Raw genomic sequence first — 24,067 nt, 5'->3', positions numbered from 1 at the left:
AGTTTTGGGCGAATTCGCTAGCTCGTCCAATGAGTCTTTGTGGGACTGGCATATCCTTCCACTGAACGCCCGACGGGCGTGAGTTCAGAACAGGAGAACCAGATGAAGCAGTCATCCATGAGCAGTTCTTCCACAGTTCCGGCCAATCGCATGCCTATGGTTGCACGCAGTCTCCCGGCGACAGCAGCCTCTTCCCAATCCATGATCCGCAGCGCGATGTCGGCTCCCTATCTGGAGCGCGAAGAGGAACGCGATCTCGCCATTCGCTGGCGGGAACTGAAGGATCAGGAAGCCCTTCACCGCATCACATCCGCACATATGCGTCTGGTTATTTCGATGGCGGGCCGCTTTCGCAAGTTCAAGCTGCCAATGAACGATCTCATCCAGGAGGGTTATGTCGGCCTTCTGGAAGCTGCAGCCCGCTTCGACCCCGAGCGGGAAGTGCGTTTCTCCACATATGCGTCCTGGTGGATTCGCGCCTCCATGCAGGATTATATCCTGCGCAACTGGTCCATTGTGCGCGGAGGCACCAGTTCGGCACAGAAGGCGCTGTTCTTCAACCTGCGCCGTCTACGTTCGAAATTGGCCCAATCCGACGATACCATGAGCAAGGCCGAGATTTACCGGGAAATTTCCGATCAACTGGGTGTTTCGACGAGCGACGTCGAGATCATGGACAGCCGGCTGTCCGGGCCGGATAGTTCGCTTTCGGCACCTGTGAACAGTGAAGAATCGGGCGCGTCGCGCCGCATGGATTTTCTGGTGGACGACCATCCCTTGCAGGACGAAATCGCCGAAAGCTCCATCGATATGGAGCGCCGTAACCAGTGGCTCAATGTGGCGCTCGACACGCTGAACGAGCGCGAACTGCACATTATCCGTGAACGCCGCCTCGATGACGACGGGGTGACGCTGGAGGCTCTGGGTGAAAAGCTCGGCATTTCCAAGGAGCGTGTACGGCAGATCGAAAGCCGTGCGATGGAGAAGCTGAAGATCGCCTTGTTGAGCCAGCACGAACTGGCGGCCTATCAGGCATAGTTTGCGAAGGTCGGGAAATCAAGAAGAGGGGCCAGGCGGCTCCTCCTTAGTTTTGTGGTTCGGTTGTCCTGCCTTCGAGCCTGGAGGACCAGTCCTCGACCTTGCGATTTTCAAGACGGCGCACGGCATAGCGCTTCCAGCTGTCGGCGAGGTGCGAAAGCCCGGCCATCAAGGCCAGTTCGTCATAGTTCAGCGTATCGACATAAAGCAGATGCCAGACGCGATGCAGCGTCCATTCCGGTGAAGGGCGGTCGACAAGCGTCAGCGAATCGCCGGCTTCCACATGACCTTCTTCCAGAACGCGATAGTACCAGCCCGTCCGTCCCGTCTTCTGGACGCGGACCGCCATATCCGCTGTTGCAAAACGCTCGTTCAGTTTCCAGCAAGGCTGGCGTCCCTGCGATACTTCCACAAGCGCACTGCCAAGGCGAAACCGGTCTCCCACGGCGACATTGCGCTCATCGAGACCGGAGGTCGAGATGTTCTCGCCAAAGGCGCCCCTTGCGCCGAGACGCGCATTGTCACCGATTTCTTCGCGCCAGAGGGCGTAATGGTCATGCGGATAATGGTGGAGCGCCTTTTCCGGCCCGCCATGCACCTTTCGGTCACCCTGCGCGTCGCAGTCCAGCCCTTCGAATGTCACACGAACCTTGCCGGATACCGGCTGCTTGTCGATGCCGCTTGGGACGCCACGGCTCCCGAGAGGGGCGACTTTTCCGGCCAGCACTGAGTGGACAAGTGTTTCCGTCATTCTGTCTTACTCGCTTATCAGCTTCACGCGGTCGCCGACCGAGACCGTCGCCCCCGCAGACATGGCATTGAGAAGGCGGAATAGTTCCAGCTTGCGTGTCGTACCCTGCATGCGGGCCGACAGACTGGCCAGCGTGTCGCCGGGCTTCACCGTTACGACGCGGATGCGAAGCGGCTTGATGGAGTTCTGTTCGGCAGGCGACAGCAGGCGGAACGATTGCGTGACAGTTTGTGAGGCGGGCAGAAGGGCATTGCTGCCTTTCGGTGCCGCTGTCAGGAAGCGATAGACCTTGTTGTTGGCGCCGATGACCACAATGTCGAATTGCCAACGGTCGGCGCTGGCACGCGCGGTCGCGGCGGGCAAACCATTGATGGTGGTGGTCTGGATCGAACTGTCGTCGAGACCGGTCACCCAGCCGGAGCGAATATAATCGGCTAGGTTCGATCCCGCTGGAAGAGATGCGCCATCGAAACGGATGGCCACTTCGCCGGGGCCGCTGGCCATGACCGCATTGGCCGAATTGTCGATGCTGAAACCATCCGGCGCGCGGAAGGTGACGCCGAGCTTCGGGTGGATGAAGGTCTGTTCGCGGACATAACCCTCACTGGGCGAGTCGCCGTAAAGAAGACCATCAATGCCGTCGAGGAAGGAATCGCGATCGGTCGTGCCGACGCCCGGTGCGCCGATGCGACGTGCATGGCCAAGCGCAAGCTGGATGCGTTGTGGCGTTGCCGGGTGGCTTGCGAGAAAGTCGAGGCTTGCATCGGTCGCGCCGGAAACCGAACGGAAGCTCTGATAGGCTTCCATCGACTGCAGGAAACGGGCCGAAGCGAACGGATCGTAACCGGCTTCACCGATCATCTTGATCCCGATGGCATCCGCCTGCAATTCCTGATTACGTGAGAACTGGGCAAGCCGCAGCTTGCCGCGCAGCTCTTCTTCACGGCTGGCGGATTCATTATGCAGCACTTCGCTGGCAACACGACCGGCAATGGCCGTCTCCGCCTCCTTCTCCTGGCGCAAAATGCCATGATTGGCGATGACATGGCCCATTTCATGGGCGATCACGGCCGCAACTTCGGAGGAGTCGTTGGCGAGCGCGAGCAGGCCGCGCGTGACATAGAGATAGCCGCCCGGCAATGCGAAGGCGTTGATGTTGGGGCTATCGAGAATGGTGATGCGATAGGTCTGGTCCGGCTTGTCGGTAACCGTCGTCAGCTTGCCGACGATCTTGGCCACCATGCGCTCAAGCTTCTGGTCCTTGTACTCACCGCCGTAGGTCGCGAGAATGCGCGGATGCTGCTGGGCGCCGAGCTGCGCGAGCCGATCGTTGCGCGTCACATTGTCGACCGTCACGGGATTGTCGGACGGCTGCAGTCCCAGATCCTTGCTGGAATTGATCGACTGGCAACCGGAAATCAGGGCGACCGCAAGCAAGCCAAGACCGATGGCTGGTTTCCGCCAATTTTGCTGCGTCCATTCTGGCAGGGAGATGGGTAGACACAGGAAGGCCCGGGAACGGGTCGATTGACGGAACAGTATTTTATCCTCGCTTCTGAATCAGATTGCTTGATCCGTGGCCAAATCTAGTCACAGACCAGAACGCATACAAGCAGTACAAGAAATCTGCAGCGGTTCTTCCGGCAGATTGCGAACAAAATATGTCCGCAACCGTAACTCTATTTGAGGTTCAGCCCGAATTCCGCTTTTCGCCGATATAGCGCCGCAGGGCCTCCGGTCCAGTCGGGGAAAGCAGTTCAACAGCAGGCCCCATCGCGGAAATGCGGCCAGTGTCGAGAAAAAGCAACACTGCGTCGAGGTAGATTGCATCTTCCGGCGTGTGGGTGACCATCAGCACCGTCATGCCCGTTTCGAGCTGAAGCTCCCTGACCAGATCCAGCATCTGATGCCGCAGCGCGGGGCCAAGCGAGGCAAAGGCTTCGTCAAGGAGCAGAACAGGGCGCTGGCGTATGAGGGCGCGGGCAATCGCCACGCGCTGCCGTTCGCCGCCGGAAAGCGCTTCGGGCTTGCGCTGTTCCTTGCCCGCAAGGCCGACGCGCGACAGAGATTCCGCGATGTCGGCACGATCCTTTGCGGAGAGTTTCAGGTTCGGCGAGCGCCCGAGGCCGACATTCTGCTCGACGCTTAGATGGGCGAACAGGTTGTTTTCCTGAAACACCATCGAAACGGGCCGATCCGCCGGTGAGAATTCGCTGACGTCGTTGCCACCGATCAGAATGCGGCCGGATTGCGGAAATTCAAAGCCGGCAATCAGGTTGAGAAGCGTCGATTTGCCCGAACCGCTTGGCCCGACAATCGCGGCAATGACGCCGCCTTTTATCGTCGCATCGAAATGCATGGCGGTTTCGCCATAGCTGAACCGAACGTTATCGAGGCGGATTTCGGTAGCCGGGTTCATCGGGGCATTCATAGAGAAGGCGTTTCCTTTCGGGATGCGCGATCCGCGATCATCATCAGTGCGAGGCACAGCAAGCCGAGAATGAGCGCCAGGCCCGCCGCATCGAATGTGCGATAGCTGCCCATGCGCTGCAAGAGAAGATAGGGGAGGGTCAAAAGCGCGTCGCTGCCGAACAGGGCAATCGTGCCAAGGTCGCCAAGGGAAAGCGCCATGGCGAAAGCAAAGGCCATGCCGAGGGGCTTGCGGATCGAAGGCCAGTCGATGAGCCGGAAACGATTGAGGCCATGAATGCCCAACTGTGCACAAAGACGGTTGTGGCGGCTTGCTGCCGTGTCCCATGCCGGGCGCAGGAGACGCACGGCGAAGGGCATGGCCATGGCGGCATTGACGGTGACGACCATGAAAGGCGCCATTGCGAAAGGATTGGTGAAATGGCGAAGCAGGATGAACCAGCCCGCGCCGATCACGATGGGCGGCATGACGAGGATCAGGCTCGCGCCGGTATCGAAGATGTTGGCGAGTTTACGTTTCTTCACCGCTTCCCGTGCCGACACGAGCGCGAGCGACAGAATGACCGATAGCAGTGCCGCTGAAAAACCGAGGGCAAGGCTGGTGCCGATGGCGCGCCAGACCGTTTTCTCGGTCAAGAGCCGCACCAGATCGGCGGCGAGGCCGGAGACGACAACGCCCGTGATCGGCAGCGTGACATAGAGAAAGCCTATCCCGATGACGATGATGTTGACGGCGCGTTCAGCCGGAAGGGCCATACCGTAGCGTCGCGGCGTTGCCGCATGGGTAAAGCCTTCTTCGGACGGGCTTCCGGTGAAGCGGAGGGCCAGAAGCACGAGCAATGTCAGCGCAAGCTGCGTGAAGGTGAGCGCGACGGCGCGGCTCGGATCGAAATCGAAATGCAGGCTTTGATAGATCGCAACTTCCAGCGTGGTGGCGCGGGGGCCGCCGCCGAGCGTCAGCACGGTCGTGAAGCTCGTCACGCAGAGCATGAAGATGAGGCCGATCATGCCCGGCAGGTTGCGGCGGATCACCGGCCATTCGATGAGCCGGAAGCGGGCCCGATTGCCCATGCCAAGCTGCGCGGCAAGCTTCCAGTAATCGGTTGGTATCGATTCGTAACCAGCCAGAATGAGACGGACTGCGAGCGGCATGTTGAAGAAAATATGGGCGATGAGGATACCGGTGATGCCGTAGATGTCCGGCTGGAACGGATGACCCGCAGCTTCTGACAGATGGGCAATGAACCCGTTGCGGCCATAGATGCTGGTGACGCCCAGCACGGCGACAAGGGCTGGCAGAGCAAGCGGCAGGGCAAACAGGCGCAGGATCAGCCCGCGCCCCGGAAAACTTGCTTCGGCATAAAGTGCACGGGCGACGGGCACAGCAAACAGCACGGATAGCAAGCTCGAAGCGATTGCCTGCAGGATCGTGAAGCGCGCAACCCGCCACAGATAGGCGTCGAAATTGGCCGCGGCATCGAAGCCGCCGCGGCCCGCTTCGAATGCAAGCGCCACAAGCGCGCCACCGGCAAGCACCACCAGAAGGCAAAGCGCCACCATGCCCGCGACCGGTCTGGCGGCGAATATGTCTTTCGAGCGCTGCTGTGCCGGAAATGCCGTCATTTGCTGGTCGCGGCCAGCCATTCATCGACCCACGCCTTGCGGTTCCTGGCCACTTCGTCCGACGGAATGAGAAGCGTTTTTTCCGGCTTCGGCATCGCATCGAAAGCCGCTGGAAGCCGAGCGGAGGTCTTGCCTGCCGGGTACATCCAGTTGGTTTCGGGGATGGCGTCCTGAAAGCCGGGACCGGTCATGAAAGCCAGAAACTTTTGCGCCAGAGGATTCTTCGCGCCGGTGGTGGTCTGGGCGGCCAGTTCGATCTGGAGATAATTGCCCTCTGGATAGGCGAGGGCCTTATAGCGATCCGTCTTTTCCGCGATCATGTGATAGGCGGGAGACGTCGTATAGGACAGCACCATCGGGGCCTCGCCCTTGGTGAAGAGACCATAGGCCTCCGACCAGCCGGGCGTGACGGTGAGAATGCGCTTTTGCAGTTTCTGCCAGGCCGCTTCCGCTTCGTCTCCATAGACCGATTTCATCCAGAGCAGCATGCCAAGCCCCGGCGTCGAGGTACGCGGGTCCTGCAGCACGATCTTCTGGGAAGGATCGCCTTCGACCAGTTCCTTCAGGCTCTTGGGAGGATTGGGCAGCTTTTCGGAATCGTAGACCACGGCGAAATAGCCATAATCATAGGGAACGAAGATATCGTCCCTGAAGCCGCCCGGAACGTTTACATTGCTCTGGTCGATGCCGCTTGGAGCAAAAAAACCGGTGGCTCGCGCTTCGGTCGTCAGGTTGGTATCGAGACCAAGCACGATGTCGGCTTTGGTATTGCTGCCCTCAAGCTTGAGGCGATTGAGCAGGGCAACGCCGTCGGCGGAAGCAATCCAGTCGACTTCGCAATCGCATTCCTTTTCGAAGTTTTCCTTGACCTTCGGCCCCGGACCCCATTCGGAAACGAAGCTGTCATAAGTATAGACGGTGAGCTTGTCTTTCGCCTCAGCCGAAGGCGCAAAGGCGACGGCTGCGGAAAATGAAAAAGCCAGCAAAGACAAAAGCCGCATCACGGCACTTCCTTTCTTTCTATACAAGAGGATTGAGCGCCGTTTATGGAGCATCTAATCCCTCCGCCGGTGCAAACCGGATCAGGTTCAGCGGGTTGGCCGTTTTATTCAGCATTTCCGGGCGCAAAACCGTTTTACACTTTTGCTGGAAATGCTCTTTGGACCTCTCAGCCGTCCGCGAAAGCAGATGGCACCCCGTTAGAGCGATTGCGACAATAATCTTTCAGGCGAGGAATGGCAACGGCAGCGAATGCAGGCTTCCGGCCCGGATTTACCCGTGTTATGAGCGGCTTATGAGCACATTCGTCATTCTTCTTGGCGGCGATCTGGTCGTGACCGATCGCCTGAAACGCCAAATTGCAGGTGCGCGTATTCTCGCTGCCGATAGCGGGATTCGCCACGCTGCCGCTCTCGGTTTTGAACCGGAACTCTGGCTTGGCGATTTCGATTCGACCTCTGCCGAGCTGCGCGCGCAATATGGTCACGTGCCGCAGAAGACGTTTCCGTCCGCCAAGGATATGACGGATGGTGAACTGGCCGTCGAGGAGGCTTATGCGCGGGGCGCGGATCGCGTGATCCTTTGCGGCGCGTTCGGCGGGCAGCGTACCGACCACACGCTCCTGCACCTGACCATGGCGACAGCGCAGGCTGCAAAAGGGCGCGACGTGCTTCTGTCCAGCGGGTCGGAGGAGGCCTGGCCTCTGCCACCCGGTGATTATGTTTATGATTTTCCGGACGGGACGCCGTTCAGTGTTATCAATTTCAACACTGTAGAAGGTCTTTCGATCACAAATGCGGAGTGGCCGTTAGATAATGTTACACTGCCGTTCGGCTCTTCCTGGACAGTTTCCAACGTCGTTCGTGGAACGCTTCGCGTTACTGCGCATTCTGGACTAGCGATACTTATCGCCAATCTGGCGATGGAGGATCAACCGCACTGAGGCTGCTAACCTTATCAATCGAAAGAGCTTGACGCTGACAATTGAAACGTATTGTAAATGGGTCAAGCGGGTGTCATCTGCTTTACGCCGAAATTGGGGACGCAAAGTCGGTGATTAGTTCAACTCTTGTAGGAGATGTTTCAATGAAGTCACGTCTTACGATGATTGCTGTTGCTGGCGTGCTCGCGTTCTCGACGGCTGCATGCACGACGAATGAACAGCGCACGGCCGGCTACGGTGTTGGTGGCGCGGCAATCGGTGCTCTCGCCGGTGGCGCAATCGGCGGCAATGGCCGCGGTGCACTCACGGGTGCTGCGATCGGTGCGGTTGCCGGTACGCTGCTTGGTGCAGCCCAGACCCGCAATGGCGTGCAGTATTGCCGTTACCGCGATCCGTATGGCCGCGTGTACGAAGCGCCTTGCCAGTAATTGCTGGATAAATAAGTTTTGCGGACAGGCCGGGGAAACCCGGCCTGTTTGTTTTTCACGGGTCTTTTGGTGCCGTTCCATTTGACAGAACGGCTTTTGTCGCGGACAAGCAGGGCGGAATTTTCAATCCTGTTTATCGTAGAGAACCATGGCACCACCACTCCTTCGCCTCGACCAGATCAAGCTCACCTTCGGGGGCACGCCGCTTCTGGAGGATGCAAGCCTTTCGGTGAGCGAGGGCGACCGCATCGCGCTGGTCGGGCGTAATGGTTCGGGTAAATCGACCCTGCTCAAGATTGCTGCCGGTATGGTGGAAGCGACATCGGGCGAGGTTTTCAAACATCCCGGTGCAACTGTTCGCTATCTGCCACAGGTGCCGGACATGGACGGCTTCGCCAATGTGCGCGCCTATGTGGAAGCAGGGCTGGGGCCTACCGACGACCCGCATCGCGTCACCTATCTTCTCGAACATCTGGGGCTAACCGGCGAAGAGAAGCCGGATCATCTTTCCGGCGGCGAGGCGCGGCGTGCTGCCCTTGCGCGTGTGATCGCGCCGCAGCCCGATGTGCTTCTGCTCGACGAGCCGACCAACCATCTGGATCTGACCACCATCGAATGGCTGGAAGGCGAGTTGCGCCAGATACGCTCGGCCATAGTCCTGATCTCGCATGACCGGCGCTTTTTGGAAAATGTCAGCCGGGCGACCGTCTGGCTCGATCGCGGCATAACGCGCCGTCTGGAGCAGGGTTTTGGCCATTTCGAGGAATGGCGTGACAAGGTGCTCGAAGAAGAAGAGCGCGATCATCACAAGCTCGGGCGCCAGATCGCGCGTGAGGAACACTGGCTGCGTTACGGCGTCACGGCGCGCCGCAAGCGCAACATGCGCCGTCTGGGTGAATTGCATTCCATGCGCGCCGATTTTCGCAATCATCGCAAGGCGCAAGGGACGGCAGTTCTGGCCGCAAGCGACGCGAAGGAATCCGGCAAGCTGGTGATCGAAGCCAAGGGGCTGGGCAAGGCCTATGGCGAGCGCGTGCTGGTCAAGGATTTTTCGATCCGCGTGCAGCGCGGCGACCGCATCGGTCTTGTTGGTCCCAATGGTGCGGGAAAGACGACGCTTCTGTCGCTTCTGACCGGCAAGCTTGAACCGGATTCGGGAACCTTGCGGCTTGGCGTCAATCTCGAAATGGCGGAACTGGACCAGAAGCGCGAAAGCCTCAATCTGGACGAGACGCTGGCCCATTATCTGACGGACGGGCGCGGCGAAAGCCTCGTTGTCAACGGCGAGCAGCGGCATGTTGTGTCCTATATGAAGGACTTTCTGTTCCAGCCGGAACAGGCACGCACACCCATTCGCGAGCTGTCCGGCGGCGAACGCGCGCGCCTCATGCTGGCCCGCGTTCTGGCGCGTCCCGCCAACCTGCTGATCCTTGATGAGCCGACCAACGATCTCGACATGGAAACACTCGATCTGCTGCAGGAGCTGGTTGCAGGTTTTCCCGGCACGGTCATTCTGGTCAGCCACGACCGCGATTTTCTGGATCGCACCGTTACATCGGTCATTGCACCGGAAGGTGACGGGCGCTGGCTCGAATATGCGGGCGGCTATGCGGACATGATGGCGCAGCGCAAGGAGCAGGCCTTGAACCGGCGCTCGGTCAAGGCGTCTGGCGGCAAAAGTGACGAGAAGCCGGAAGAGGACGCACCGCAACCCAAGCGTGAGGAAAAGCGCAAGCTTTCCTACAAGCAGAAATTTGCGCTGGAAACGCTGCCGGGCAAGATGGACGCTCTTGCAAAGGAAATCGCCGTGCTGGAAGGCAAGCTCGCCGATCCGCAGCTTTATGCCAAGGACCCGACGCTTTTCGCCAAGACCGCCGATTTGCTTGAGAAGAAGCGCTCCGAAAATGCAGCCATGGAGGAAGAATGGCTGGAGCTGGAAATGCTGCGAGAGGAAATCGAAGGGTAGGACTACCCTTCGATGGATGCTCTGAAGTTTAACGGCTTGCTTCGTTCAGCAAGGCGATTTCATCCTCGCTGAGTTTCAGTTCGGCTGCGGCGATCAGTTCGCCCAGCTGGGCCGAGCGTGTGGCGCTGGCAATGGGGGCTGTGACTGACGGCTGGGCGATGAGCCAGGCGATCGCAACCTGAGCAGGCGTGACATCGAGATTGCGGGCCACGTCATCAAGTGCCGCAATGATCCGCGACCCGCGATCCGTCAGATATTTTTCGACTGATTTTCCACGCGCGCTTTGCCCGAGATCGTCAGCGGAACGGTATTTTCCGGTCAGGAATCCCGCAGCCAGCGAATAATAGGAAATCACGCCGATCTCGTTGTCACGACAGATTTTTGCCAGCCCGTTTTCGAAATCCCCGCGATCATAAAGATTATAAAGCGGTTGCAGGCTTTCGTAGCGCGGCAGGTCATGTGAATGGGCGACGTTCAGCGCCTCGGTCAGTCGCTCCGGCGTAAGATTGGACGCACCGATGGCCCGCACCTTGCCGGCCTCAATCAGCTCCTTATAGGTGCCGAGCACATCTTCGAACGGTGTTTCCGGGTCATCCCAGTGCGATTGATAGAGATCGATGTAATCCGTCTGCAGTCGCTTGAGGGAAGCATCGACCGCCTTGCGGATATAGGCCGGGGAAAGGCCCTTTTCGTCAGGGCCCAATTCGCCACCGACCTTGGTGGCGATGACCACCTTGTCGCGCAGGCCGCGGGATTTCAGCCAGTTGCCGATAATGGTTTCGGATTCGCCGCCCACATTGCCGGGCGCCCAGGCGGAATAGACATCGGCTGTGTCGATGAAATTGAAACCGGCATCGACAAAACGGTCGAGAAGCGAGAACGATGTCGCTTCGTCGACCGTCCATCCAAATACATTGCCACCGAAGCAGAGCGGCGAAACATTAAGTTCGGTACGTCCGAGCTTTCTGAACTCCATAGATCCTGTCCCCTTCCTCTGGGCGTCCGATTCAAAAACCGCCATGCCTTGCTGCAATGGCGCTTTTTCTCAGACACTGAATACGGATCGCGAATGATCCGTCGGGTTTCGATTTCAGGAAGAGGAGAGGCTCCGGGAAGAGCCGAAATCAGCTCATGCCAAGTGCATCCATATAGAGCTGCAGCATGGCTTCTTCTTCCTGACGTTCATGGTCTTCTTTTTTACGCAGACGAATAATGGTCCTCACGACCTTGCTGTCAAACCCCGAACCCTTCAATTCCGCGTAAACTTCCTTGATATCGTCGCCGATTGTCTTTTTTTCTTCTTCAAGCCGCTCGATGCGCTCGATGAAAGCACGCAACTGGCCGACAGCAATCGTTTGGGCTTCGCTGGTAATGTCGTCGCTCACGAGGAGTTCTCCAATTCAAATTCAATGATGATGCGGTCGCGCATGGCGCGAAACCGCTTCTCGAAAGTCTGGACCGTTTTTCCCGCGAGTCGCAGGCAAAATTAAGAGCCTTTTTCGATGCACGACCCGATTTGGCGGGTCAAGCCCTGTGGATAGCGGGCAAAGCCTCTCCTGACAGGTCCGTTATCCGATGCGATCAGCGCGCGAGCCGAAATGCCGGACAGTGTGGATGTCGGGAAGTGTATTGATATGCGCGATCATGGGGGCAAGCCGGTCGGCCCATTCAGCCGCTCCCTTGTCATCGGCAATCAGGTCCTGCCGCACTTCGATCAGGACATGGGCGAAGCCCTTCGCGGTCGCATGCCGGTACATGGCGTCGTTCTTGAGCGCGCCGTCATAAGGTTCGTTATCGCCGACCGTAAGGTCAGGGTTTTCACGCAGCAGCGACAGAAGCGGCTTTACGGCGCGGTCGTCCTTGTCCCAGAGAAGGCCGATCTGCCAGGGACGGGCCTTGTGCTTCCAGCGCGGTGTAAAGGAATGGATCGAAACGATGAATGGCGCAGCCCGGCTTTCGGCCGCCACGTGTTCGCTCGCCCGGGCAACCGCGTCGTGATAGGGGCGGTAGAAGCGTTGGAGGCGTTCCTCACGCTCGCCTGCGGACATCGGATAGTTGCCGGAGATGACCGCCCCGTCGGACAGCTGCATGATCAGCGTCGGATCGTCCTCCCCGCGATTGGGATCGATCAGGAGGCGCGAAAAACCACCGAGGACCGCCGGCGCGTTCAGGCGGCTGGCGAGCCTGCGCGTCAAGTTCTCGACGCCGATATCATAGGCGATATGACGGTCGAATTCACTTTTCTGCAAACCAAGTGTGCCATATTCGGCTGGAACATCGCGCCGTGCATGGTCGGCGGTCAGGAGCAGGCCGAGGCTGAAATCTCCGTCGACACTGTATACCGGTGAGAATTGCGTCGAAGCGATTGATCCGGATTGAAGCGGCATAGGGCGGAATCCGAGGCTGAACTTTGAGATTATTTCTGTGTTGTGCGGGAAGCTGTTTCAGGTCTGTCATGAGAAAGCCGGGATTGCAACGATCATTCTTCGATCGAGAGTACCTGTAATCAATGGGATTGCGTTGACATCAAAGGCGAAACTGCCGAAAAGAGAGCGACCCGAAACGGGATGTCCCCGAGATGGATCTCCTTGTGCAATATAAATTGTTCGATAAAACCGATAGCGGGCTGAAGGGGTTCTGCGTATGCGACTTCCACGATCTCTAGTTTTGTTTGCCGGTGTGCTGATAACTGCGCTGGGCATGACATCCATAGAGGCCAGGGCGGATTTCCGCGTATGTAACGCAACCCAGAACCTGGTCGGCGTCGCCATCGGCTACCGCGCCAAGACCGGCTGGGTGACCGAAGGCTGGTGGCATATTGAAGGCGCTGCCTGCAAGACGCTGCTCGAAGGCCCGCTTTCATCCCGCTACTACTACCTCTACGCCGAAGACGCCCAGGGCGGCGGGCGCTGGGAGGGCAAGGTCAACATGTGCGTGGCCGAAAAAGAATTCCGTATTACTGGCGTCCAGGATTGCTTCGCGCGCGGTTTCCAGCGCAACGGCTTCCAGGAATACGACACCGGGGAACAATCGAGCTGGATGGTTCAGCTCACCGATGAAACGCCGACAGAAAACCCCACTGTTACAGGAACGAATAGTCAATGAAGCGCAACCGCAAGGTCAAGATTCTCGCCACGCTAGGTCCGGCGTCAGGCGAGGAAGCCGTCATCCGCAAGCTGTTTGAGGCAGGCGCGGATGTGTTCCGCATCAACATGAGTCACGCCGACCATGATCTGATGCGCACCCTCGTCAAGCGCATTCGCAATGTGGAAAAGGAACTGGGCCGTCCGATCGGCATTCTGGCCGATCTTCAGGGTCCGAAGCTGCGCGTCGGCAAGTTCAAGGACGGTAAGGTCGATCTCGTTCCCGGCCAGACCTTCACCCTCGACAATAACGAAGCGCCCGGCGATGAAACCCGCGTCTATCTTCCGCACCCGGAAATTCTTGAAGCTGTCGAGCCGGGTCATCGCCTGCTGATCGACGATGGCAAGCTACACCTCGTTGCCGAGGCAAGCGACGGCAAGTCGATCCGCTGCAAGGTGATCTCCGGAACGCGCATTTCGGATCGCAAGGGCGTCAGCCTCCCGGATACGACGCTGGGCGTCGGCGCGCTGACGGAAAAGGACCGCAAGGACCTCGATGCCGTTCTGAAGGAAGAAATCGACTGGGTTGCGCTTTCCTTCATCCAGCGTCCGGAAGACCTAGCCGAGGTGCGCAAGGTTTCGCGCGGCAAGGTCGGCCTGATGTCGAAGATCGAGAAGCCGCAGGCCGTGACGCGTCTTGATGAAATCATCGAGCTTTCTGACGCATTGATGGTTGCGCGTGGCGATCTCGGTGTTGAAATGCCGCTTGAAAGCGTTCCGGGCATCCAGAAGCAGATCACCCGCAAGGCACGCCGCGCCGGCAAGCCGGTCGTGGTCGCCACGCAGATGTTGGAATCGATGATCACTGCTCCGGTCCCGACCCGCGCCGAAGTTTCCGACGTTGCGACCGCGGTGTTTGAAGGTGCGGATGCGATCATGCTTTCGGCTGAATCCGCCTCCGGCCAGTATCCGGTCGAAGCTGTCGCCACCATGAACCGCATTGCGGAGCAGGTGGAAAAGGAACCGACCTATTCGACCATCATCGATGCGCAGCGCGCAGCACCGGAGCCGACTGGTGCCGACGCAATCTCGCTCGCTGCACGCCAGATCGCGGAAACGCTGAAGCTTTCGGCCATTGTCACCTATACCGCGTCCGGCACGACCGGCCTGCGCGCTGCCCGCGAGCGGCCGCGCACGCCGATTATCGCTCTGTCGCCGGTTGTCGATACCGCCCGCAAGCTGTCGCTCGTCTGGGGCCTGCATTGCGTTGTTACCGATGATGCGCACGACCTTGAAGACATGGTCAACCATGCTTGCGAAATCGTCTTCCACGAAGAGTTCGGCAAGGCAGGCGACCGCGTCATCATCACCGCCGGTGTCCCGTTCGGAACCCCGGGCGCGACCAACATGCTGCGCATCGCCTATATAGGGCCAGATGGAAAATCGGGCATCTAGACTGGCGATATTCCGGCCGTGACGGCCTGCAAATGGCGTCGTTTTGCGCTTCCGGTGCTCATGTGCGTTCTTTGACGCAAAGTCTAATCCGAAAAGTCTGCAACTTTTCGGGACTATGCGTGGAAGTACATTCCGCACCGGTTCTCAAACTCCACCATTTTCGGCTCGCCACAGCCGGAATCTCATCCAGTCGTGGCAGACGCCATCCAAAGAAACGCGCTCTTTGAGAGCGCGTTTTTCTTTGAGCAGAGATGAATTGGAGGAGGCAGGGACGCTCTAAGTCCGAGTGTCGGTCAGTTCGTCAGCCAGATCATTGAAGTTCTTCTGTGCGTCGCGCATCATCGGATAAACGATCAGGGCCTGTTCATAGGCTTTCAGCGCCTGTTCCTTGAGGCCGCGCAGGCGCAATATGGTCGCCATGCCGGTCAGGGCGCCATAATGGCGCGGTTCCAGTTCCAGCGTACGATTGATGTCGTACATGGCATGGGCATAATCTTTTTTAAGGAAATAGACCGTCGCGCGGCGATTCCATGCTTCCGCATATTCCGGGTCGAGCGCGATCGCTTCGTTCAGGAAGTCGATGGCCGAAGGATAGCGCTGCTCCAGCATCGCCGCGTTCGCCCATTGCATGAGGAGATCGACTGTTGCGCTGCCCGATTGCGACCACAGCGTATTGATCTGCGAAGCAATGCGCCGCGCCCTGGCTTCATCGGTTGTACGGCGAAGATCAGCAAAGAGCTTGTCGAGGCGCTCTTCAGGCGTTTGGGCTGCATCCGGCGCAGGTTTTTCCGGGGTCGGTTTCTGTTCGCTGTCGGGGCCGGTCTGAACGGGCGTCAGCGGTGCGGTAAGCGGCACCTTGCCGGGCGCGACTTCGGCATAAGCCGACAGCACCGTTGCACCCAGCGATGCGAGCACAGAAAAAGAAACCAGACAAGCAAAAACGTTCCGCATACGCATAGATTTTATCATGCGCAGCGAAACGTCAAATGCAAAATCAGAAATAAGATTAGCCCTGGCGAGCCTTGTAGCGCGGGGCGGTCTTATTGATGATGTATACGCGGCCCTTGCGGCGGACCAGCTGGCAGTCCCGATGACGGGCCTTAAGCGCTTTAAGCGAGTTCTTGATCTTCATGTCAATCACCGGTCTTGTTGGCCCGTTGACGTGCAGATGCCGCGGGGCTTCATAAAAACAGGCGCCCGAGGCGCCAATTGGTTACAGGCACTGTTAGATGCCCGAAGGGTTGGCCGAAATACACAAGGTTTCAGGCAAATGTCAACTCCTGAGCCGCAGATTCAGGGTGCAGGAGCTGAAATTCTTGGCAGGCGGCAAAAGATTCATCGGGAATCGACGGGATTCCCGATGAACATCATTTCCTGCGAGGCTGGATGCGCGTCACATGGCCCATTTTGCGGCCCGGACGTGCTTCCTTTTTACCGTAAAGGTGCAGCACGGCATCGTTTTCGGAGAGAATCGCTGGAACCTTGTCGACGTCGTCGCCGATCAGGTTTTCCATTACGCAATCGGAATGGCGTTCGGTGCTGCCGAGAGGCAATCCGGCAACGGCGCGGATATGCTGTTCGAACTGCGAAATGGCACAGGCTGCTTCCGTCCAGTGGCCGGAATTATGGACACGCGGGGCAAACTCGTTTGCCAGCAGCGTTCCGTCCTTCAGGACGAAGAATTCGAGCCCCAGCACGCCGATGTAATCAAGCGCATTCAAAAGCTTTGTAGCGGCTTTGCGGGCAGCTTCCGCTGTGTTCTCGGAAATCGCAGCCGGAACGGTCGAGGTGGCAAGGATGCCGTCCTTGTGCACGTTGTCGGCAATATCGAAGATTGCGACGTTTCCAGACCGGTCGCGCGCTGCAATCACCGAGACTTCGCGTTCGAAATCGACGAAGCCTTCGAGGATCGCCGGGGCGCGATTGATGGCAAGAATCGCCTTGTGGGCTTCGCTCTCGTCGAGCGAGGTCAGGCGGACCTGTCCCTTGCCGTCATAGCCCAGACGTCGCGTCTTGAGGATGCCGCGCTCGCCAAGCGCTCCCAGGGCCGCGATCAGGGATTCTTCATCGTCCACGAGGCGCCAGGGAGCCGTCTCGATATCGCTTTCATTGAGGAACTGCTTTTCGGCAAAGCGATCCTGCGAGACTTCAAGCGCTGCGGGCGGCGGCAGGACCAGAGCGGTTTCTGCCAGCCGGTCGGCGGCGCTCACCGGCACGTTCTCGAATTCGTAGGTAATGACATCGGAAGCTGCGGCAAGTTCCGCAAGCGCCTTCGGATCGTCATAGGCCGCGACGATCTGGCGATTGGCGACCTGTGCTGCCGGGCAATCGGCCTGCGGCTCCAGTATCACGGTTTGGAAGCCGAGCCGCGCTGCGGCCATGGCAAGCATCCTGCCGAGCTGCCCGCCGCCGATGATGCCGATGGTTGCACCGGGCTTCAGTACAGAAGTGTTCATATCAGGCCTCGTTTGAAGGACGTTCCGCCACGCTTTCCGTCTGCGCCGCGCGCCACTCGTCAAGACGGGCTGCGAGCGCCTCATCGTAAAGCGCCAGGACGGCTGCTGCGAGCAGTGCGGCATTGACCGCACCGGCGCGGCCGATCGCCAGCGTACCGACAGGGATGCCGGCCGGCATCTGGACGATGGAGAGAAGCGAGTCCTGGCCTGAAAGCGCCTTGGACTGGACCGGAACGCCGAAGACGGGAAGCGGCGTCATGGCTGCCGCCATGCCCGGCAGATGGGCTGCGCCGCCTGCGCCCGCGATGACGACCTTGAAACCTTCTGCCTTGGCGCCTTTGGCAAAGGCAACGAGACGATCAGGGGTGCGATGCGCGGAAACGATCCGGGCATCGAAGGAAATGCCGAGTGCTTCGAGTGTGTCCGCTGCATGGCGCATGGTTTCCCAGTCGGACTGGCTTCCCATGATGATGGCGACATCGGCAGTAACGCTCATTGATCTTCCTGCTCCGCTTCTTTCATGTAGTTGGTGGATGATGCTGAAAAGATAAAGCCGGGCGAACCCCGGCTCTAATTATGGATCGTCATGGACATTCAGGCGATGATGTCGGGGATCACCCGATCTTCCATTTCCTGCAGCTTGTCCTTGATTGCGAGCTTTTTCTTTTTCATGCGCTGCACGCGCAATTGGTCGCAGCCAACCGCTATCATGGCGTTTATGGCAGCATCGAAGTCCGCGTGTTCCTGTTTCAGACGTGCGACGGCCAATCTGATTTCGGCCTGTTCCTGATCGGACATGCGGTGCCCCGTTCTGTTGAATAGTTTTACGGGCTGCGCCAACCCATGAAAAGGTGCGGCGTCAGCCCGTTTCCGGCGAAGCCCTTATCACATTTTTCGCGTCAGGAAAATGCTACCACGACAAAATCGACTTTGCATCAAACTCATGCCAAACTGTCATGGTTCTGTCATGGACGCGGCTGTCGAAGGCGACAAACACCACCGCATCCTTGGCAGCCGGGACTGTGTGTTTGGCCCGGAAATACAGGAGATGTGCCGGGCGCTCATGCAGGTTGAATGGCGGGATGGCGGGCAAACAAGGTCCACGCCGTTCCGTAAATCAGGGAAATCAACCAAAGGAGATCTGATGATGGCTATCGAGTCCCATCTTGCCACGCTCGAAAAGAAGCACGGCGCTCTGGAGCAGGAAATTTCCGAAGCCCTGGCGTCACCGGCAATGGATGACCTGCACGTTGCATCTCTCAAGCGCAAGAAGCTTATGCTCAAGGACCAGATCGAAAAACTGAGATCCCAGGTAACGCGTCACTGACAGGGAAGCCGCGTTTTGATCGCGGTTGGATAAGGCGTATCAAACCAAAGACTTTGGCTGTTGAAAGGTTCTCGCGAGCCTGAATTGCCTTGTCGCGGACATGGAATGTTGCACCACAGCAGTGCGCTTTTCCATGTCATGGTCATGACGCTGGATTGCTGCATTGGCGGCTGTGCCACAGCCGCCGAACATATTGGTTCAATTATTTGATTGGTTCTGTTTGTCGATGGCGATTTTTAACGCCGTCAACCTTCCGTCTCCGCTCTCGGATCAAGGTTCAGCGCTTCCGGCGTAGCACCGCGTTCCGATGGCATGCTCATGAACTGGTCCTTGTTCTCTTTGGGAACCGAAGCGCGCCTGCGGGAGCGGAACAGCGCATAACCGGTGATGGAAATATGCGCGAGCATGGTGATGGCAAAGAGGCCTGAAGGCCAGAAAATATCCATCGCCGCGGCCGCCAGAAGCGGCCCAAGCATCGTGCCGAACCCGTAAAGCAGCAGAAGTCCGCTCGACACTTTCACGAAGCTTTCCGATGTTGCATGGTCGTTCGCGTGGGCGACCGCAACGGGATAGAGCGCATAGGCGAGCGCGCCGTAGCAGCCGGTCATCGCGATAATGACGGAGCCGCTGGTAGGCGCGACGAGAAAGGCGATCAGCCCAACCAGTGCCGCCAGAGCCGCAACGCTGGCCAGTACGAAACGCCGGTCCACCAGATCGGAAATGCGACCGATCGGAATCTGCATCAGGGCACCGGCTGCGATGGTGACGCTGACCATCAAGGCGATCTCGGTGGTCGAGATCCCGGATTTCGCGCCAAAGACCGCTCCAAGCGTACCCCAGGCGCCATTGGCGATGCCGATCAGGATGCAACCGACAAAGGCTGCGGGGGAGTTGTTATAGAGCGCCTTGAGATCGAGCTGCACTTCTGTCAGCGGCTTGGGGCTTACAGCCGTGGAAATCGCGGTCGGGATAAGGGCCAGGCAGAAGAAGACGCCGCTTATCATGAACAGGTGATCGGAGCGCACATCGCCCGCAGCCACCAGCATTTGCCCGGACATGGTGGCCCCATAGTTGACCATCATGTACATGCCGAAAATCTTGCCGCGCGATTCGTTGGTCGCCCGCTCATTCAGCCAGCTTTCGATGACCATGAAGGCACCGGCCATGGAAAAGCCGGTGAAAGCGCGCAGGATGACCCAGATGGTTGCATCCACGAAAACGCCGGAAAGCAGGGCGATGATCGCAGCCGATGCTGCAAAACATCCGAATGCCCGTACATGGCCGACGCGGCGCACCAGGCGCGGCGCGAACAGACAGCCCGCAACGAAACCACCTGCCCAGGTGGTGCCGAGCATGCCCAGCGATGTGACCGAAAATCCTTCCGCGCCACCGCGCAGAGGCAGCAGGAGACCATGAAGACCTGAGGCGATGAGGAGAAAGGCTGTGCCGCAAAGGAGGGCCAGAACCTGAATGTAAATGCGCAAAATTCTATTCCCGCAACTTGAAGCTGGGCCGTCGATGTCGAGCGGCCATTGCGATCAGTGACTATTGTTCCTAAACAATTCGTCCGGAAATGGTTCCGGCGATTTTGCTCCGGCATCCATTTCCGCTGACGAGTTTCCCTTATCGAAACAATGCTTCCGCCGCCGCGCGGCTGTCGCCCTTCTTGAGGCGTTCTGCCTTCAATCGCTCTATTTCGGATTGCAGCAGGGCAATGCGCTGGTCGATCTCGGTGACCGAAAGCAGCGACAGTTCCTCCTCGCTCAGCGCCACGCTGCTGCGGGGCTTCGCCACATCCTCATCGAAACCGCTCATAGCCGTCCTCCGTGGTCAATGATGGCTCAGAAAAGATTTAACACCTTGAATCGTCGCATATATATTTGGGAAAATCGATGACGATTTCCCTAACGCGGTGTCTTGCATCCGCATGCGGCATTTGTGCGACGGTGCCGATGGGGCACCTGACCACGGCGTAGGGTACGAAATCTGAATGGAGTCTTAAGCATGATGACCGACCTTCCTTCACAGATGACCGCTATCGAAATTTCCGAACCGGGCAGACCCCATATGCTTCGCCCTGTTCAGCGCTCGGTGCCGGAGCCGAAGGAAAGTGAAATTCTGGTGCGGGTGCGTGCTGCCGGGGTCAACCGTCCCGATGTCTTGCAGCGGCTGGGACAATATGCGCCGCCGCCCGGCGCGTCCGATATTCCGGGCCTGGAAATTGCCGGTGACATTGTAGCCGTCGGCAGCGGCGTCAAGCGTTTCAAGCTCGGCGATCAGGTCGTCGCATTACTGGCTGGCGGTGGCTATGCCGAGTATGCCGTCGTGCATGAAAGCAATGCTCTGCCCCTGCCTTCCGGCTATGGCTATATCGAAGCGGCTGCGATCCCGGAGACTTTCTTCACCGTCTGGCACAATGTTATCGAGCGCGGAGGATTGAAGAAAGGCGAGACGCTTCTGGTTCATGGCGGCTCGTCGGGGATCGGCACGACGGCTATCCAGCTAGCCAAGGCATTCGGCGCGACCGTCATTGCGACTGCCGGCTCCAAGGAAAAGTGCGACGCCTGTCTGAAGCTGGGGGCTGATCGCGCCGTCAATTATAGGGACGAGGATTTTGTCGAGGTCGTCAAGGACGTGACCAAAGGCAGAGGTGCCGATGTGATTCTCGATATGGTCGGCGGTGACTACGTTGATCGCAATTACAAGGCTGCGGCCGAAGATGGCCGCATCGTGCAGATCGCCTTTCTCAATGGGGCGAAAGCCACGGCCAATTTCGCGCTGTTGATGACCAAGCGCCTGACCCATACGGGCTCCACGCTTCGTCCGCGGCCGGTCGAGTTCAAGGCTGGCATTGCGCGGGAACTGGAGGCAAAGGTCTGGCCGCTTCTGGCGCAGCGCCGCGTCGCGCCAGTGATGGATATGATCTTTTCGCTGAAAGATGCCTGGCGCGCGCATGAACGGATGGAGGAGGGGAGGCATATCGGCAAGATCGTACTCGATATTGCCTAGAGCCGTTCCAAAGCCGTCCTGTGTGGTGGCAAATGGCGCTTTGTGGTTCAGGCTCTTTAGCTTGAGAGCCATTCTTGCTCTGGCGACAAAAAAACGATATATAGGCCGTGATTTCCCGGAAATTGTGGTTTTGCCCACGTCCCGCGCCACCGGAGCGGACGAACAGAAGGATTATATCTAATGGCCACCCAGCTTCTTATGCCGAAGGCAACGGCCGTTTGGCTTGTCGATAATACGGCCCTGTCGTTTGACCAGATTGCCGCTTTCTGCAAGCTGCACCCGCTGGAAGTGAAGGCTATTGCCGACGGTGAAGCTTCGCAGGGTATCAAGGGTCTCGACCCGGTCATTACCGGCCAGATTTCGCGTGAAGAAATCGCGAAGGGCGAAAAGGACCCTTATTATCGCCTGAAGCTTGCCGAACCGAAGGTTCGTGTTCCCGAAGCCAAGCGCAAGGGTCCGCGTTATACGCCGCTTTCCAAGCGTCAGGACCGCCCGAATGCGATTCTCTGGCTGGTACGCAATCATCCTGAACTGAAGGATGCGCAGATTTCCCGCCTGATCGGCACGACCAAGTCGACCATCGAGCAGATTCGCAACCGCACGCACTGGAACTCGGCAAATCTGACGGCGATGGACCCGGTTACCCTCGGCCTCTGCTCGCAGATCGATCTCGACATCGAAGTCGAACGTGCGTCGCGCAATCGTCCGGCCGCGCCCGAGGCGGACAGCACCTTGCTGCCAGCTTCTGCGACCGAGAATTTCGATTATCGTGACGAGCAGCCCGCGGAAGACGAGCTCGATGCCGACAAGGTTTTCGCCAAGCTCTCTTCGCTGAAGGGCGCGAATACAGACGACGAAGACGAGGAAGAATAGTCGGGAAGCGACATCGCTTGCCGAAATGCAAGAAGCCCGGTTCTGCCGGGCTTTTTTTGTCAGGTCAAGCTGCTGCCTCGCTGTTGGGAGTGGACGTGGCGGCGATCCAGACTTTGAGGGCGTCCACATAGCGGTTTGCCGCATCCTCCAGCGCTTCGGTTGATATCTTGTCGGCGGCATACAGCACAAACGGCGCTGCCCAGCCGAGCCCGCAACGGTTCGCTGTTGCCCGCAATGGGGCGAAGAGCTCAATCATGGGGAACATGTTGCGCCCGCCTTCGCGATAGGCTTCAGGGACATTTCCTGCTGTCGCGGCGATCAGGAGCGGCGTCCCTTCGAGCTTGCGGCCCTCCTGCTCATAGGCAACGTAGAACATGCGAGTCAGGACGGCATCTTGCCACGCCTTGAGAAGCGGCGGTGTGGAATACCATTGGACCGGAAATTGCAAGACAATGCGATCAGCCGACAGAAGTCGCGATGCTTCACGCTCGCTATCCTTCAAGAAATCGATCCCCTGCGGATAAGCGGCCTGCATGTCGACGATCTTCACGCCGGGCAATTTTGCAGCTGCGGCGGCAAGCGTTGCGTTGGCGCGGGATCGTGCCAGATCGGGATGAAAAAGTAAGATCAGCGTCTTGGACATGGTTGTCTCCTTCGGGCTGACGGAAACGATGCCACCAGTAATTAAATTTCTCCAATTTATAATAGATATATACTATTATTGATTTCATGAATTTACGTTCGCTCGATCTCAATCTTCTCGTCGTACTGGATGCCCTTCTCGATGAAGCGCATGTGAGCCGGGCCGCCGACCGGCTTAACCTGACTCAGCCTGCTGTATCGAATGCTTTGCAGCGCTGCCGCGCCTTGTTCAACGACCAGCTTTTGGAAAGGACGCGCGGCACGATGCGGCGCACTCCGAAAGCGGAAACATTGCGTGCTCCTCTGAAAACTTTGCTGGCAGGGGTGATCGATCTGGTTGATCCGCCCGAAGTGCAGCTTGTGTCGCTGCAGCAGACGATACGGGTCTGCATGGCGGACTATCCCGCCATCTTCGTCATAGGGCCTCTATTGAAGACGCTTGCGCACACTGCACCGGGGATCAATATCATTGTCCAACCGTGGCATGGTGCCGAGGCGGCGCGGGTGGCGCTCGTGACAGGAGAAAGCGATCTAGCCCTCTCCGTCTTTCCTGATGCTGATAAGGAGCTTCAGCGCCGCCTGCTGCTGGAGGAGAACTACATTATTGCAATGCGCCGGGATCATGCGGCAGCAAACGCCTTCTCGCTGGAGAGCTGGCTTGAATATCCGCATATCCTCGTCTCCGGGCGCGGAGACGACAGCAGTCCGGTCGACCGCACGCTCGCGGAGCGGGGATTAAGCCGCCGGGTGGGTGTGGTTGTACCGAATTTCGACATGGTGCCGGAATTGCTGGCCAATACCGATATGATCGCCATGCTGCCATCGCGCTGTATGCCCGAGGACACGTCTTCCCTCGCGGCTTTCCCGCCGCCGATTCCCGTTGCAGGTTTTCCGTTGCATATCGCCTGGCACAAGCGCCGTCAGGAAGATCGCGGGGTACAATATGTCATCGAGCAGTTGGTCAGGATCATGATGGAAAAGAGAACCGGTTCGACAGGTCTGTTGTGAACAGACTGCCGAACCGGTTCAAGCGGCGGTTGCTTG

Annotated in this window: 26 protein-coding genes and 1 riboswitch; of the genes, 10 read left to right on the top strand and 16 right to left on the bottom strand. The window is 58.5% G+C overall.

The window, feature by feature from the left end:
* Positions 1 to 102: 102 nt before the first annotated feature.
* Entirely contained in the window at positions 103 to 1,038 is a 936-nt protein-coding gene (locus OINT_RS10485; protein WP_006471274.1) for an RNA polymerase factor sigma-32, read from the top strand.
* A 46-nt stretch (positions 1,039 to 1,084) separates the two neighbouring features.
* Here the strand turns inward: OINT_RS10485 and OINT_RS10480 are convergent, their stop codons facing one another.
* The 5 genes from OINT_RS10480 to thiB form a co-directional block, all read right to left on the bottom strand.
* On the bottom strand, positions 1,085 to 1,789 hold the full coding sequence (locus tag OINT_RS10480) for an MOSC domain-containing protein (protein WP_006467778.1): 705 nt from the start codon (positions 1,787 to 1,789) through the stop codon (positions 1,085 to 1,087).
* Positions 1,790 to 1,795: 6 nt separating this feature from the next.
* A complete protein-coding gene (cdlP, locus tag OINT_RS10475; RefSeq protein WP_031347282.1) occupies positions 1,796 to 3,277 on the bottom strand; it encodes a cell division protease CdlP in 1,482 nt (493 codons plus the stop codon).
* A 202-nt stretch (positions 3,278 to 3,479) separates the two neighbouring features.
* Positions 3,480 to 4,208: a thiamine ABC transporter ATP-binding protein gene (thiQ, locus tag OINT_RS10470; RefSeq protein WP_006471275.1), complete on the bottom strand. Its 729-nt coding sequence runs from the start codon at positions 4,206 to 4,208 to the stop codon at positions 3,480 to 3,482.
* Positions 4,209 to 4,216: 8 nt separating this feature from the next.
* The gene (gene thiP / locus OINT_RS10465; RefSeq protein ID WP_006471276.1) at positions 4,217 to 5,842 is read right to left on the bottom strand and encodes a thiamine/thiamine pyrophosphate ABC transporter permease ThiP; all 1,626 of its coding nucleotides are present in this window, start codon (positions 5,840 to 5,842) and stop codon (positions 4,217 to 4,219) included.
* Positions 5,839 to 6,843: a thiamine ABC transporter substrate binding subunit gene (gene thiB, locus OINT_RS10460; protein ID WP_006471277.1), complete on the bottom strand. Its 1,005-nt coding sequence runs from the start codon at positions 6,841 to 6,843 to the stop codon at positions 5,839 to 5,841. The genes thiP and thiB overlap by 4 nt, the downstream gene beginning before the upstream one ends.
* A gap of 41 nt (positions 6,844 to 6,884) precedes the next feature.
* A riboswitch (TPP riboswitch) is annotated at positions 6,885 to 7,051 on the bottom strand.
* A gap of 85 nt (positions 7,052 to 7,136) precedes the next feature.
* On the opposite strand from thiB, the gene OINT_RS10455 reads away from it, so the two are divergent.
* The 3 genes from OINT_RS10455 (at position 7,137) to OINT_RS10445 (ending at position 10,178) form a co-directional block, all read left to right on the top strand.
* Positions 7,137 to 7,784 carry a thiamine diphosphokinase gene (locus tag OINT_RS10455; RefSeq protein ID WP_006471278.1) on the top strand — a complete coding sequence of 216 codons (648 nt, stop codon included), beginning with the start codon at positions 7,137 to 7,139 and terminating at the stop codon, positions 7,782 to 7,784.
* 143 nt (positions 7,785 to 7,927) lie between these two features.
* Positions 7,928 to 8,212: a glycine zipper domain-containing protein gene (locus OINT_RS10450; protein WP_006471279.1), complete on the top strand. Its 285-nt coding sequence runs from the start codon at positions 7,928 to 7,930 to the stop codon at positions 8,210 to 8,212.
* Between the two features lie 148 nt (positions 8,213 to 8,360).
* Positions 8,361 to 10,178, top strand: coding sequence for an ABC-F family ATP-binding cassette domain-containing protein (locus OINT_RS10445; RefSeq protein WP_006467772.1), 1,818 nt, complete (start codon positions 8,361 to 8,363; stop codon positions 10,176 to 10,178).
* Positions 10,179 to 10,206: 28 nt separating this feature from the next.
* On the opposite strand, the gene OINT_RS10440 is transcribed toward OINT_RS10445, so the two are convergent.
* From OINT_RS10440 to OINT_RS10430, 3 genes are all read right to left on the bottom strand, one after another.
* Positions 10,207 to 11,154: an aldo/keto reductase gene (locus OINT_RS10440; RefSeq protein WP_006471280.1), complete on the bottom strand. Its 948-nt coding sequence runs from the start codon at positions 11,152 to 11,154 to the stop codon at positions 10,207 to 10,209.
* A 148-nt stretch (positions 11,155 to 11,302) separates the two neighbouring features.
* The gene (locus tag OINT_RS10435; protein ID WP_002964837.1) at positions 11,303 to 11,563 is read right to left on the bottom strand and encodes a DUF2312 domain-containing protein; all 261 of its coding nucleotides are present in this window, start codon (positions 11,561 to 11,563) and stop codon (positions 11,303 to 11,305) included.
* A gap of 183 nt (positions 11,564 to 11,746) precedes the next feature.
* Complete coding sequence (locus tag OINT_RS10430) at positions 11,747 to 12,565, bottom strand: N-formylglutamate amidohydrolase (RefSeq protein WP_006467770.1); 819 nt, start codon at positions 12,563 to 12,565, stop codon at positions 11,747 to 11,749.
* A 256-nt stretch (positions 12,566 to 12,821) separates the two neighbouring features.
* On the opposite strand from OINT_RS10430, the gene OINT_RS10425 reads away from it, so the two are divergent.
* Positions 12,822 to 13,283, top strand: a complete 462-nt coding sequence (locus OINT_RS10425; RefSeq protein WP_006467769.1) for a DUF1036 domain-containing protein — start codon at positions 12,822 to 12,824, stop codon at positions 13,281 to 13,283.
* Positions 13,280 to 14,716 (top strand): pyruvate kinase, encoded by a 1,437-nt coding sequence (gene pyk / locus OINT_RS10420; protein ID WP_006467768.1) that lies wholly within the window; start codon positions 13,280 to 13,282, stop codon positions 14,714 to 14,716. Before OINT_RS10425 ends, pyk begins: the two co-directional genes overlap by 4 nt.
* A gap of 276 nt (positions 14,717 to 14,992) precedes the next feature.
* Here pyk and OINT_RS10415 read toward each other — a convergent pair whose 3' ends face one another.
* From OINT_RS10415 to OINT_RS10395, 5 genes are all read right to left on the bottom strand, one after another.
* Positions 14,993 to 15,685, bottom strand: coding sequence for a tetratricopeptide repeat protein (locus OINT_RS10415; RefSeq protein WP_006467767.1), 693 nt, complete (start codon positions 15,683 to 15,685; stop codon positions 14,993 to 14,995).
* Positions 15,686 to 15,722: 37 nt separating this feature from the next.
* Positions 15,723 to 15,848 (bottom strand): type B 50S ribosomal protein L36, encoded by a 126-nt coding sequence (gene ykgO / locus OINT_RS10410; protein ID WP_006467766.1) that lies wholly within the window; start codon positions 15,846 to 15,848, stop codon positions 15,723 to 15,725.
* 235 nt (positions 15,849 to 16,083) lie between these two features.
* Positions 16,084 to 17,172, bottom strand: coding sequence for a 5-(carboxyamino)imidazole ribonucleotide synthase (locus tag OINT_RS10405; protein WP_006467765.1), 1,089 nt, complete (start codon positions 17,170 to 17,172; stop codon positions 16,084 to 16,086).
* A gap of 1 nt (position 17,173) precedes the next feature.
* Positions 17,174 to 17,668 carry a 5-(carboxyamino)imidazole ribonucleotide mutase gene (purE, locus tag OINT_RS10400; RefSeq protein WP_006467764.1) on the bottom strand — a complete coding sequence of 165 codons (495 nt, stop codon included), beginning with the start codon at positions 17,666 to 17,668 and terminating at the stop codon, positions 17,174 to 17,176.
* 98 nt (positions 17,669 to 17,766) lie between these two features.
* Complete coding sequence (locus OINT_RS10395) at positions 17,767 to 17,970, bottom strand: YdcH family protein (protein ID WP_006471281.1); 204 nt, start codon at positions 17,968 to 17,970, stop codon at positions 17,767 to 17,769.
* A 346-nt stretch (positions 17,971 to 18,316) separates the two neighbouring features.
* On the opposite strand from OINT_RS10395, the gene OINT_RS10385 reads away from it, so the two are divergent.
* A complete protein-coding gene (locus OINT_RS10385; protein ID WP_021588029.1) occupies positions 18,317 to 18,499 on the top strand; it encodes a YdcH family protein in 183 nt (60 codons plus the stop codon).
* Between the two features lie 245 nt (positions 18,500 to 18,744).
* On the opposite strand, the gene OINT_RS10380 is transcribed toward OINT_RS10385, so the two are convergent.
* Together OINT_RS10380 and OINT_RS10375 are read right to left on the bottom strand one after the other, a co-directional pair.
* The gene (locus OINT_RS10380; protein ID WP_006467761.1) at positions 18,745 to 19,983 is read right to left on the bottom strand and encodes an MFS transporter; all 1,239 of its coding nucleotides are present in this window, start codon (positions 19,981 to 19,983) and stop codon (positions 18,745 to 18,747) included.
* 139 nt (positions 19,984 to 20,122) lie between these two features.
* Positions 20,123 to 20,314, bottom strand: a complete 192-nt coding sequence (locus tag OINT_RS10375; RefSeq protein ID WP_006467760.1) for a DUF1192 family protein — start codon at positions 20,312 to 20,314, stop codon at positions 20,123 to 20,125.
* A 189-nt stretch (positions 20,315 to 20,503) separates the two neighbouring features.
* On the opposite strand from OINT_RS10375, the gene OINT_RS10370 reads away from it, so the two are divergent.
* Both OINT_RS10370 and OINT_RS10365 read left to right on the top strand, forming a co-directional pair.
* The gene (locus OINT_RS10370; RefSeq protein ID WP_006467759.1) at positions 20,504 to 21,508 is read left to right on the top strand and encodes an NAD(P)H-quinone oxidoreductase; all 1,005 of its coding nucleotides are present in this window, start codon (positions 20,504 to 20,506) and stop codon (positions 21,506 to 21,508) included.
* A 180-nt stretch (positions 21,509 to 21,688) separates the two neighbouring features.
* Entirely contained in the window at positions 21,689 to 22,381 is a 693-nt protein-coding gene (locus OINT_RS10365; RefSeq protein ID WP_006467758.1) for a DUF1013 domain-containing protein, read from the top strand.
* Between the two features lie 64 nt (positions 22,382 to 22,445).
* Here the strand turns inward: OINT_RS10365 and OINT_RS10360 are convergent, their stop codons facing one another.
* Entirely contained in the window at positions 22,446 to 23,024 is a 579-nt protein-coding gene (locus OINT_RS10360; protein WP_006473421.1) for an NAD(P)H-dependent oxidoreductase, read from the bottom strand.
* 86 nt (positions 23,025 to 23,110) lie between these two features.
* Here OINT_RS10360 and OINT_RS10355 point away from each other — a divergent pair, with 86 nt between their 5' ends.
* Positions 23,111 to 24,031, top strand: a complete 921-nt coding sequence (locus OINT_RS10355; protein WP_006467757.1) for a LysR family transcriptional regulator — start codon at positions 23,111 to 23,113, stop codon at positions 24,029 to 24,031.
* Positions 24,032 to 24,067: the final 36 nt, after the last annotated feature.

It is taken from the genome of Brucella intermedia LMG 3301, from assembly GCF_000182645.1.
Lineage (GTDB): Bacteria > Pseudomonadota > Alphaproteobacteria > Rhizobiales > Rhizobiaceae > Brucella > Brucella intermedia.
This window is presented reverse-complemented; position numbering and strand designations above follow the sequence as displayed.